The sequence below is a fragment of the Streptomyces sp. NBC_00239 genome (assembly GCF_036194065.1).
In the GTDB taxonomy this organism is placed as follows: domain Bacteria; phylum Actinomycetota; class Actinomycetes; order Streptomycetales; family Streptomycetaceae; genus Streptomyces.
The window spans coordinates 5,056,567-5,067,804 of sequence record NZ_CP108095.1 but is presented as its reverse complement, the minus strand read 5'-3'; the positions used below and the strand labels follow the sequence as shown (position 1 = coordinate 5,067,804).

Sequence of the window (11,238 nt, the reverse complement as noted above, 5' to 3'; positions counted from 1 at the left end):
CGACGCGGGGCCCAAGTCCACTCCAGTGACTATTGAGCCAGTTCCCGAGCCGTGTGAACGGCCTCCGCCAGACTGTCGACCACCGGCACCCCCGCCGACGCCAGACTGCTCCGGCTGTGTGACCCGCCGGTGTACAGGACGGCCAGGGCGCCCACGTGCGCGGCCGCGTGCGCGTCGTCGACCGCGTCCCCGATGAGGACCGTACGGGCCGCCTGGACGCCCTCCAGGGCCGCCAGGTGACGCACCAGATGGCCCGCCTTCGTCGTGTGCGAGGGCCCGGTCCGCCCGTCGACCCTGACGAAGTGGTGGTCGATCCGGTGCGTGCGCACCAGCGGCACCAGCCGCTCGTGCGGCGCCAGCGAGAGCAGCGACTGGGTGCCGCCCCCGGCCGTCCAGCCGCCGAGCAGCTCCCGGGCCCCCTCCGCCAGCCCGGCGTGCTCGGCGAACGCCCAGTAGTGCCGGTGGAACGCCTCGTCCATGACGACCCACTCGGCGTCCGTGGGCAGCCGGCCCATCAGCCGCTCGTAGAACTTCGGCACGGGTACGCAGTACAGCTCGCGGTAGCGCTCCAGCGTGAGCGGCGCGAGGCCCAGCTCCGCGAAGGAGGCGTTCGTCGCCTCGATGACCGCGTGGATGTCGTGCAGCAGCGTGCCGTTCCAGTCCCACACGATGTGCGGCGCGGCAGTGTCCCGTGTCGTCCCCATACGACGACGGTACCCGGCACCCCGACAGCACTAGCCGATCAGGTTGGGGATCTCCTGCACGCCGAACCACAGCAGCTCGTGGTCCTCGGCGCCGTCCACGGTGGCGCGCGCGTCCTCGTCGCCCGCCTCGGCCGCCGCCAGCGCCGCGGCCGCGGCCGCCACCTCCGGCCCGGCGTCGTCGGCGTCCGCGTGCACGGCGCCCGCGGCGGTCAGGCGCACGGCACCCTCCACCGCGACCTGCCCCAGGCCCGCCTCCTCGTCCGCCCCGGCGAGCGGGGAGACCGCCTTGTCGGCCACGTCCACGGCCACCACGACCCGGCGGGGAGCGGCGGCGGGATCGGCGGCCAGGAGCCGCAGCGAGGCGGCGGCGGCACGGCCCAGCGCGGCGTACTCGAGCTCCTCGACGTCGTCCGAGACGTACCAGTCGCGCAGCGCGGGGGTGACGGCGTAGGCGCGCAGCGGGGCCGGGCCCAGCTCGCCCGCCTGGTGCGCCGCGGCGAGACCGGGGAGGGTCAGAGGGACGTACACGCGCATGGCCGGCTGCTTTCCGTAGTCGGGAACGCCCTCAGGATACGGCCGCCGGTCCCCCATCGGGCTGTTGCCCCCGCGCCCGCGCCCGTCCACCACCGTCCCGGGCGCCCGCGGCCTGACCAGCGCAGGAACCGGCAGCGTCACCCTGATAGGGGAATTCCACGGGCTCTGCGCGGGCCGGTCACAGCCCGTTGCGGGCCCGGTCCCCGCCCCCGTAACAAGATCCCCCACCAAGTTACCGCCCGGTACCCGAGGGGATCCCATGGACAGGACCATGACCAGGAGCACGGACCGCACCCGTCCCGCGGGCCGTCATGACCAGCGGCGTCCGCCGTCCGGGCCGCGGGTGCCGCGCCAGGTCAAGCCGCACTACTGGTTCGCGGAGCGGCTGCTGGCCGTCCTCAGCGGCCAGCGCCCGGTGCACTGGATGCTCGGCCACACCATCGGCGAGACGTACGAACAGCTCGTCTCGCTGGCCCCGGACACCCCGCTGCGCCCCGCGGACCGGATCCGCCCCCTGATCCGCCACTGCGACCTCGCCAACCCCGCGGAAGGCGTCATCGAGGCCTTCGCCCGCATCGGCACCGGCGACCGCGTCACCGCCATGGCCTTCCGCCTGGAACAGGGCCAGGACCTCCGCTGGCGCTGCGCCGCCGTGGAAATCGGCCCCCGCCCATGACCCCGCCACGCAAGCCCCTCCCCGCCCCGCACACGCCCCATCCAGCCCGCCCGGCGCTTGAGGGCAACGGGGTCCGGGGCGGAGCCCCGGGAAACGGCGAAAGGGCGGGTGGGGGACCAGCCCCGCAGGGCACCGGCCCGCACCCGGAAACACGGCCGGGGCCGGCCACCCACTGGATGCCCGGCCCCGGATACCGCGTAACGAAACTACTTCTTGCGACGGCGGCCTCCGGCCGCCTTCTGCGCCTTGCGCCGCTCAGCCCGCGTCATCCCGTCACCCTCGGGCACCGTGTCCCCGAAGTCACCCTCGACGACACCGCCCTCACCGTCGACGGTCGGCGCGGAGAAGTGCAGCCGGTCCGGGCGCTGCGGCGCGTCCAGACCCTTGGCGCGGATCTCCGGGCGCGAGTCCTGCGCCGGCAGCGCGTCGGCCGCGACCGGCAGCTCCTCGACCTGCTGCTCGACCTGGACCTCCAGGTTGAACAGGTAGCCGACGGACTCCTCCTTGATGCCGTCCATCATGGCGTTGAACATGTCGAAGCCCTCGCGCTGGTACTCGACCAGCGGGTCCTTCTGCGCCATGGCACGGAGGCCGATGCCCTCCTGGAGGTAGTCCATCTCGTAGAGGTGCTCGCGCCACTTGCGGTCCAGGACCGACAGGACCACGCGCCTCTCCAGCTCGCGCATGATGTCGGAGCCGAGCTGCTTCTCGCGGGCCTCGTACTGCTCGTGGATGTCTTCCTTGACGGTCTCCGCGATGAACTCGGCGGTGATGCCGGCGCGGTCGCCCGCGGCCTCTTCGAGCTCCTCGACCGTGGCCTTGATCGGGTAGAGCTGCTTGAAGGCGCCCCACAGTCGGTCCAGGTCCCACTCCTCGGCGAAGCCCTCGACCGTCTCGGCGCCGATGTAGGCGTCGATGGTGTCGTCCATGAAGAAGCGCACCTGCTCGTGCAGGTCCTCGCCCTCCAGGACGCGGCGGCGCTCGCCGTAGATGACCTCGCGCTGGCTGTTGAGGACCTCGTCGTACTTCAGGACGTTCTTGCGCGTCTCGAAGTTCTGGGTCTCGACCTGCGACTGGGCCGACGCGATCGCGCGCGTCACCATCTTGTTCTCGATCGGCACGTCGTCCGGCACGTTCGCCATCGCCATGACGCGCTCGACCATCTGGGCCTTGAACAGGCGCATCAGGTCGTCGCCCAGCGAGAGGTAGAAGCGGGACTCGCCCGGGTCGCCCTGACGGCCGGAGCGGCCGCGCAGCTGGTTGTCGATACGGCGCGACTCGTGGCGCTCGGTGCCGAGCACGTACAGCCCGCCGAGCTCCTTGACCTCTTCGAACTCGGCCTTCACGGCCGCCTCGGCCTTGTGGAGCGCCTCGGGCAGGGCGTGCGCCCACTCCTCGATGTGCTCCTCCGGGTCGAGGCCGCGCTGGCGCAGCTCCGCCTCGGCGAGGTCGTCGGGGTTGCCGCCGAGCTTGATGTCCGTACCGCGGCCGGCCATGTTCGTGGCGACGGTGACGGCGCCGCGGCGGCCGGCCTGGGCGACGATCGACGCCTCACGGTCGTGCTGCTTGGCGTTGAGCACCTCGTGCGGGATGCCGCGCTTGGAGAGCTGCTGCGAGAGGTACTCGGACTTCTCGACCGAGGTGGTGCCGACCAGGATCGGCTGGCCCTTCTCGTGCTTCTCCGCGATGTCGTCGACGACGGCGGCGAACTTGGCGACCTCGGTGCGGTAGATGAGGTCGGGCTGGTCCTTGCGGACCATGGCGCGGTTCGTCGGGATCGGGACGACGCCCAGCTTGTAGATCTGGTGGAACTCGGCGGCCTCGGTCATGGCCGTACCGGTCATGCCGGACAGCTTGCCGTAGAGGCGGAAGAAGTTCTGGAGGGTGATCGTGGCGAGGGTCTGGTTCTCGTCCTTGATGTCCACCCCTTCCTTCGCCTCGATCGCCTGGTGCATGCCCTCGTTGTAGCGGCGGCCGGCGAGGATTCGGCCGGTGTGCTCGTCGACGATCATGACTTCGCCGTCGATGACGACGTAGTCCTTGTCCTTCTTGAACAGTTCCTTCGCCTTGATGGCGTTGTTCAGGTAGCCGACGAGCGGGGTGTTCACCGACTCGTAGAGGTTGTCGATGCCGAGCCAGTCCTCGACCTTGGCGACACCGGACTCGTGGATGCCGACGGTGCGCTTCTTCTCGTCGACCTCGTAGTCGCCGGTCTCCTCGATGCCCTTGAGGGGCTGGCCGGGCTCGCCCTTGGTCAGGCGGGTGACCAGCTTGGCGAAGTCGCCGTACCACTTGGTGGCCTGGTCGGCGGGGCCGGAGATGATCAGCGGGGTGCGGGCCTCGTCGACGAGGATCGAGTCGACCTCGTCGACCACGGCGAAGTTGTGGCCGCGCTGCACCAGCTCGTCCTTCGACCACGCCATGTTGTCGCGCAGGTAGTCGAAGCCGAATTCGTTGTTGGTGCCGTACGTGATGTCGCAGGCGTACTGCTCGCGGCGCTGGGCCGGCGACATGTTCGCCAGGATGCAGCCGACCTCGAGGCCGAGGAACTTGTGGACCCGGCCCATCATCTCGGAGTCGCGCTCGGCCAGGTAGTCGTTCACCGTGATCAGGTGGACGCCCTTGCCGGACAGCGCGTTCAGGTACGCGGGCAGGGTGCCGACGAGGGTCTTGCCCTCACCGGTCTTCATCTCGGCCACGTAGCCGAGGTGCAGGGCGGCGCCGCCCATGAGCTGGACGTCGTAGTGGCGCTGTCCCAGGACGCGCTTGGCGGCCTCGCGGACCGTGGCGAACGCCTCGGGCAGCAGGTCGTCCAGGCTCTCGCCGTTCTGGTAGCGCTCCTTGTACTCGTCCGTGAGCGCCCTCAACTCGGCGTCGGAGAGGTTGACGAAGTCCTCTTCGATGGAGTTGACCTGGTCCGCGATGCGGTGCAGTTTGCGCAGGATCTTGCCTTCGCCTGCACGCATGAGCTTGTTGAAGACGGACACTGAGGCTGGTCTCCTTGCCGGTCGGGCCTGGGCACTGGTTCGTACACGGGCACGGCAGGGGTGCCCCACCGCAACGGCCATCGTAAGCGAGGACCCGGCCGGGCCGGGAGGTCTGCCATGGCCCCGGGGCTGCGGCCGCCCCGAATGAGAACGTGCGGGGGCTCCGGAAGGTGCCGGTGTTCCCGAAAACTCCCGCCTCCGGTCCTGCGGCGGCACCGGATCCGGTGCCGTGGAACCCGCCGTCGCGGGGCGCGGGGGCGCCGTCGGGCCCGGGGCGTTGTCAGTGCCGCGATCTAGGGTGCCGGTCATGACGACCGCACCGCCGCCCGCCGTGTCCCTGTCCGCCGCCGAGGCCCGCCGGATCGCCCTGCGCGCGCAGGGCTTCCTCGGGGCGCCCGACCGCCGCGGCGGTGTCCGCGGCATGCTCCGGCACCTGGGCGCCGTCCAGCTGGACACCATCTCGGTCCTGGCCCGCTCGCACGAGCTGGTCCCGTACGCGCGCCTGGGCGCGGTCGGCCGGGACACCGTCGAGCGGGCGTACTGGAGCGACAGCCACGCCTTCGAGTACTGGTCGCACGCGGCCTGCATCCTGCCCGTCGAAGAATGGCCGCATTTCGCCTTCAGGCGCCGGGCCAACCGCGCCCGCGGGCACCGCTGGCACCACCTCGCCGACAAGGAGCAGTCGACGCGGGCGGTCCTGGACCGGCTGGCCGGCGAGGGGCCGCTGACGTCCACCGGGCTGGGCGGCGCGAAGAACGGCGGCGAGTGGTTCGAGTGGTCCGAGACCAAGATCGCCGTGGAGTGGCTGCTCGACACCGGCGTGGTGGTGTGCGCCGAGCGCCGCGGCTGGAAGCGGGTCTACGACCTTGCCGAGCGGGCGGTGCCCGGCGAGCTGTTCCACGACGACCTCGACGACCGCGAGTGCCTGCGCCGCCTGGTGGCGCTGGCCGGGCACTCGCTGGGCGTCGGCACCCGGGCCGACCTCGCCGACTACCACCGGCTCAAGGGCGACCAGGTGGACGCGGTGATCGCGGACTCCGGGCTGGTCCCGGTCGAGGTCGAGGGCTGGGGCCGGCCCGCGTGGGCGGACCCGGCGGCGCTGGCCTCGGAGCCGCGCGGCCGGCACCGCACCACCCTGCTGTCCCCGTTCGACTCGCTGATCTGGGACCGCGCGCGGACCGAGCGGATCTTCGGTTTCACGCACCGGCTGGAGGCGTATGTGCCCAAGCCGAAGCGCGTGCACGGGTACTTCGCGATGCCGCTGCTCTCGGGCGGGCGGCTGCTGGGCCGCGTGGACCCGGCCCGCGAGGGGCGCACCCTGGTGGCCCGGCAGGTCTCGCTGGAGTCGGCGGCCGCCGCCCGGCCGATGGCGCAGGCCCTGCGGGAGGCCGCGCAGTGGGTGGGCTGCGACGCGGTCCGCATCGAGCGGGCCGGCTCGGCGTCCGAGGCGGCCGCCCTGACGAGTGAACTCGCCGCGCTCTAGCAGTGCTTCGTCAGCTGCTGTCGTACGGGAACGCGGCGGGCGGGGGACCGGCGCGAGGGGGCCTGAGGTGCTACCGGATCTCCAGGATCTTCTCGCGCATCGCGTAGACCACGGCTTCCATCCGGGAGTGCAGCTGGAGCTTCTCCAGGATGTTGCGGACGTGGTTCTTCACGGTGTTCTCGGAGATGAAGAGCTGCTTGGCGATGTCCCGGTTGTTCATGCCGGTGGCCACCAGCTTCAGGACTTCCAGCTCACGGTCGGTCAGCCGGGGCGCGGGGACCAGCCGCCGCTCGTCGGTGCGCTGGATCATCGACTTGAACTCGGTGAGCAGCTTCGAGGCCATCGAGGGGCTGATCTGGGACTGCCCGTCCGCCACGGCCCGGATCGCGGTGGCGACCTCGTCCGTGGAGATCTCCTTGAGCAGGTAGCCGGTGGCGCCCGCCTTGATCGCGTCGTAGAGGTCGGCCTCCTCGTCGCTGATCGTCAGCATGATGATCTTCGCGGAGGGGGCCACCTCCTTGATCGAGGTGCAGGCCTCGATGCCGCCGCGCCGGGGCATCCGTACGTCCATCAGGACGATGTCCGGCAGCAGGTCCGCGGCCTTGTCCACCGCTTCCGCGCCGTCCCCGGCCTCGCCGACGACCTGGATGTCCTCCTCCTGGGCGAGGACGATCTCCAGGCCGCGCCGGAAGAGTGCGTGGTCGTCCACGACGAGCACGCGGATCGGTTCGCCGCCCGGTCCCGGGGGGCAGTCCGTCGCATTTCCGTCGTGCACCGGCCCGAAGCTGTCCGCCATCGTTCCTCCCCCTGAAGGCCGTGGCCCCGAAGTTCCGCCTGCTGCGCCAACCGGATTTCCACGCGGGCCGGTTGACTGCCCGCCATGATTCCATGCCCGGGCGGCCCGGCGTCCTGCCCGTGGCTGCATACGAGTGCCCCCGGGGGCGCGCGAGGCGCTCCCGGGGGCACCGTCAGGGTGTGAATTCCACCGCCGGGGCGGCGGTCAGCCGCCGAGTGCTCCGCCGGCGCCCCGGGCCTCTTCCGAGGTGGAGGCGCTGTCCGCGTTCAGGTGAATGACGCCGTAGTCGTAGGCGTGGCGCCGATACACGACGCTGGGCTGCTTGGTGTCGGCGTCGACGAACAGGTAGAAGTCGTGCCCGACCAGTTCCATCTCGTAGAGGGCCTGATCTAGCGTCATCGGTGCGGCCGAGTGGGTCTTCTCGCGGACGATGAGCGGTCCTTCGCCCAGCACTTCCATCGAGCCGATCCTCGTGGTCGGGATCTTGTCCCCGGCCTCTTCCCGAGCGATCTCGCCATTTCCGTTGAGGGTGGCGGCGTCCGGTACGACGTCGGCGACCTCTGCGGCCGAAAGGCGGCCGGTGCCGCGGCGGGTGCCGCGCTTGTCGTGCTGCTTCCGCAGCCGGGCCTCCAGCTTGTCCTGGGCCAGGTCCAGCGCCGCGTACGCGTCGGCGGCGGCTGCCTCCGCCCGGATGACCGGGCCCCGCGAGCGAAGGGTGATCTCCACCCGGTCGGAACGGTCGGCCTGGCGCGGGTTGTGTTCCTTGGACACCTCGACGTCCAGGCTGATCACCTTGGCGTCGAGCTTCTGGATTCTCTCCAGATTCAGCTTCTCGGCCACGTGCTTGCGGAACCGGTCGGGCACCTCGGTCTTGCGGCCCTTGACGACGATGTCCACGCAGAACTCCGTTCCCGGATTGCTCCACCCCAGAGGTGGAGCGTCTCCCTTTCGCACCAGACTCCGGTGGGCACCGGAGCCTCGGACTTGGCGACTTTCACCTCCTCCTCCCCCATCGGCAAGATCAACACCCCACCGACTTCGGAGTCGAGAGACACCTTCCTCATGACGCGAAGATTCCGAAGCGCGCGTTTCGGTGCGTGGGGCCCGAGGATCGCCAATTCCCTACAACCGAACATATCTCGCAACGACGGTTGTCGGCACCCGCTACCGGAACGTACCTCCGTTCAGGTGTGTTTTCCCTCTTACCACCTGCAACGACGCTCGAATCCGATCAGTTCCAATTGTTTTCGAAGGATTCCGAACACGCCGCCACGACCGCGGCAGACATGGCCGGGAATCCCCCGTACGGCGCCCTCCCCGAGCCCGCCGAAGGGGCCCCCGACGGGCCCTCGGAGCGCGCCGGCGGGACCTGCGGCGCCCCGCGAACCGCCCGGGCCGCCTCCACCAGGGATGCACCCGTCGTCATGAGATCGTCCACCAGGACCACAGAACAGCCCGCCAGCAGCCCCGCACCGCCGGGCCGCACCTCCAGTGCCCCCGCGAGGTTCACCAGCCGCTCCCGGGCACCCAGCCCCGCCTGGTCGGCCACCGGCCGGCGCTGCCGCAGTACGGCCGCCACCCGCGCCCGGTGCCCCGACCGGCGCAGCTCCGCGGCGGCCGCCAGGGCGATCCGGCGCGCCGGATCGTGCCCGCGCGCCCGTACGGCCCGCCGAGCCGAGGGCACCGGAACGAGCACCAGCCCGCCCGGCCCCGGCTGCCGGGGCGCAGCCGAGCGCGCCGCACCGGCCAGTGCCCGGCCCAGCGCTCCGGCGAGGGGCAGCGCCCCGCGCTCCTTGTGCGCGAGCAGCACCTCGCGGACCGGCCCGCCGTATCGGGCGGCCGCGTGTACGGCCGGGAGTCCCGGCGGCTCCGGGCACGGCCGCACCCGGCGCGGCCGGCCGCCGTACAGCTCCTGCCCGCACTCCTCGCACAGCACCGTGCGCGGGCTGCCGCAGCCTCCGCAGGCGACCGGCAGCACCAGCCCGGCGAGCTCCTGCCACCAGCCCCGCATGGCCCCATGGTGCCCACGGCCCGGGGCCGCCCGCGACCCCTGTGGACAACCAGGGCGCCGACGGGCCGGAAGGGGCCACCGCGCCCTTACGGAGGAACCCGTAGGCCCCGTAGACCGCGAGTGAAGACCCGTAGCCCCGTACGCAGGCCGAAGGTCGTGGGGCCGAAGGGTCGTGGGGCCGAAGGGTCGTGGGGCCGAAGGGTCGTGGGGCCGAAGGGTCGTGGGGGCCGGGTCAGCCCGGGTAGACCGGGGCGTGGCCCGGGACGGCGACCGTGCGCCACTGGGCGCCCGGCGGCAGCCATACGATGCCGTCCTCGGCGGAGTACGCCACCACCGGCAGCCGCTCGTCCTCGGAGGCCGCGATCGCGCTGACGCCCGTCGCCCCGGAGAGGCCGCCCGAGACCACCACGGACCCGTCGGCCTGCATGTAGCGCGCCTGCACCAGGCCCCCGGCCTCCCGGCCGACCACGAGCAGCCGCCCGCGCGAGGCCCAGGACACCGCGGTGACCTCCTCCATCTGGGGGGCGGCGGGCCGCAGTTCGCGCACGGTGACCTGGCCGCCGTCGCCCTTGCCCTCGGGCCTCTCGATGCGCCCGATGTGCAGGGTCTGCCGGCCGTCCTTGGAGACCAGCAGGGCGATCCGGACCCCGTCCGAGGCCACCCGCAGCGACTCGATCCGGCCGCCGTTCAGCCCGGCCACCTCGACCTTCTGCGGTGTGCCGGTACCGCCGGGCAGCAGCCACAGCGCCGGCTTCGACTGGTCGCGGTCGGCGACCCACAGGTCGCCCAGCGCGTCCCAGCTGGGGGCGGACAGCTTGTTCGCGGCGCTGGTCAGCGCCGGTTCGCCGACCGGCCCTCCGGTGGTCAGCGACAGCACGTACAGCCCGTGCCCGTTCTTCGTGACCACGGCCGCGCGCCGCTCGTCGTGCGCGACCGCCGCCGTGCCGACCTTCAGCCCGGACTCGCCCAGCGGGCCGGGCACCTGCTCGGCCGCCCGCTGAGCGTCCGCACTGTCGGGGCTCAGCTGCATGCGCACGAGCCGGTCGTCGGTGTCGACGTAGTACTGGTGCTGGGCGGTGCCCGAGAAGCGGGTCGTCTGCGCGGAGGTCTCGTCCACGTCGCACAGGTTGGAGCCGTCGGCGCGCAGCAGCTCGACGCGGGCGACCCGGGAGGGGGAGGACGTCAGGTCGCGCGTCGTGAAGAGCAGTTGGGTGCCCATCTTCTCGCACTGCCGGGCCGTGACGTTCTCGGCCTTGTCGTTGAGCGGCACCCGCAGGGTGTTCTTCTCGTCGTACGTCAGCGTCCGGGTGCCCTCCTTGAGGGCCGTGCCGGTCGGGAAGCTCGACGTGACCACCGGGTCCAGCCAGGCCGACGGTCCGGCCAGCAGCGACCGCACCGTCTGGGTCATCGGGTCCATGCGCGACTCGGGGTCCTGGCGCTGACGCACGTAGACGGGGTCGGCGACGAGCATCCCCGAGGCGAAGTAGTACTTGTTGACCGACTTGAAGATGCGCTGGAAGTCGGACTCGCCGAGCACCAGGCCGTCGGGCAGCCCGGCGATCCGCCACTGCCCGTCCTTCTTGACGAGCTGGAGGTGCGCCTCGTAGCGGCCGGCGCCGGTCTCGGGCTGGTAGGCGCTGCGCTCGTCGACCGTGGCGAGCTTCTTGCCGGTGAGCCGGAACTGCTTGCCGATGAGTTCCTTCTCGGGCCCCCGGGGCGGTATGACCTGCGTGCTGCTGAGGCCCGACGAGAGCACGGTGATGCCCGCGCCCGGCTTCCACTTCTTCGCCGCTTCCTTGGTCAGGTACTGGCGGGCGGTGGCCAGCTGCGGGTCGTCGCTGGTCATGGCCTCCAGGAAGCCGTCGACGATGTCATCGGGCTCTGCCTCGTCGGGCGGCGGTACGGCGAACACCCGCACCTGCGAGTCGACTCCGCGGGCGGCGTCCACCGGGCGGATGTCCCCGCTGTCGGGCATCGACGCGCAGCCCGCGAGCAGGGCGGCGCCGCAGCCCAGCGCCGCGGAGGCGCGCAGGGGCCGCCGGGTTCC

At 71.8% G+C, this 11,238-nt stretch carries 9 protein-coding genes; 2 read left to right on the top strand and 7 right to left on the bottom strand.

Annotation, left to right across the window (positions count from 1 at the left end):
- Window positions 1-29: 29 nt before the first annotated feature.
- Window positions 30-704, bottom strand: coding sequence for an HAD family hydrolase (locus OG764_RS22330; RefSeq protein ID WP_328970190.1), 675 nt, complete (start codon window positions 702-704; stop codon window positions 30-32).
- Window positions 705-734: 30 nt separating this feature from the next.
- On the bottom strand, window positions 735-1,238 hold the full coding sequence (locus tag OG764_RS22325; protein ID WP_328970189.1) for a DUF6912 family protein: 504 nt from the start codon (window positions 1,236-1,238) through the stop codon (window positions 735-737).
- 271 nt (window positions 1,239-1,509) lie between these two features.
- On the opposite strand from OG764_RS22325, the gene OG764_RS22320 reads away from it, so the two are divergent.
- Window positions 1,510-1,914, top strand: a complete 405-nt coding sequence (locus OG764_RS22320) for an Rv3235 family protein (RefSeq protein ID WP_328970188.1) — start codon at window positions 1,510-1,512, stop codon at window positions 1,912-1,914.
- Between the two features lie 206 nt (window positions 1,915-2,120).
- Here the strand turns inward: OG764_RS22320 and secA are convergent, their stop codons facing one another.
- Entirely contained in the window at window positions 2,121-4,901 is a 2,781-nt protein-coding gene (gene secA, locus OG764_RS22315) for a preprotein translocase subunit SecA (protein WP_328970187.1), read from the bottom strand.
- Between the two features lie 307 nt (window positions 4,902-5,208).
- On the opposite strand from secA, the gene OG764_RS22310 reads away from it, so the two are divergent.
- Window positions 5,209-6,384, top strand: a complete 1,176-nt coding sequence (locus tag OG764_RS22310) for a winged helix-turn-helix domain-containing protein (protein ID WP_328970186.1) — start codon at window positions 5,209-5,211, stop codon at window positions 6,382-6,384.
- Window positions 6,385-6,454: 70 nt separating this feature from the next.
- Here the strand turns inward: OG764_RS22310 and OG764_RS22305 are convergent, their stop codons facing one another.
- From OG764_RS22305 to OG764_RS22290, 4 genes are all read right to left on the bottom strand, one after another.
- Window positions 6,455-7,180 (bottom strand): response regulator transcription factor, encoded by a 726-nt coding sequence (locus OG764_RS22305; protein ID WP_328970185.1) that lies wholly within the window; start codon window positions 7,178-7,180, stop codon window positions 6,455-6,457.
- A 204-nt stretch (window positions 7,181-7,384) separates the two neighbouring features.
- A complete protein-coding gene (gene hpf / locus OG764_RS22300; RefSeq protein WP_443056012.1) occupies window positions 7,385-8,077 on the bottom strand; it encodes a ribosome hibernation-promoting factor, HPF/YfiA family in 693 nt (230 codons plus the stop codon).
- 334 nt (window positions 8,078-8,411) lie between these two features.
- Window positions 8,412-9,191 carry a ComF family protein gene (locus OG764_RS22295; RefSeq protein ID WP_328970184.1) on the bottom strand — a complete coding sequence of 260 codons (780 nt, stop codon included), beginning with the start codon at window positions 9,189-9,191 and terminating at the stop codon, window positions 8,412-8,414.
- Window positions 9,192-9,423: 232 nt separating this feature from the next.
- Window positions 9,424-11,166 (bottom strand): LpqB family beta-propeller domain-containing protein, encoded by a 1,743-nt coding sequence (locus OG764_RS22290; RefSeq protein WP_443056232.1) that lies wholly within the window; start codon window positions 11,164-11,166, stop codon window positions 9,424-9,426.
- Between the last annotated feature and the right edge of the window lie 72 nt (window positions 11,167-11,238).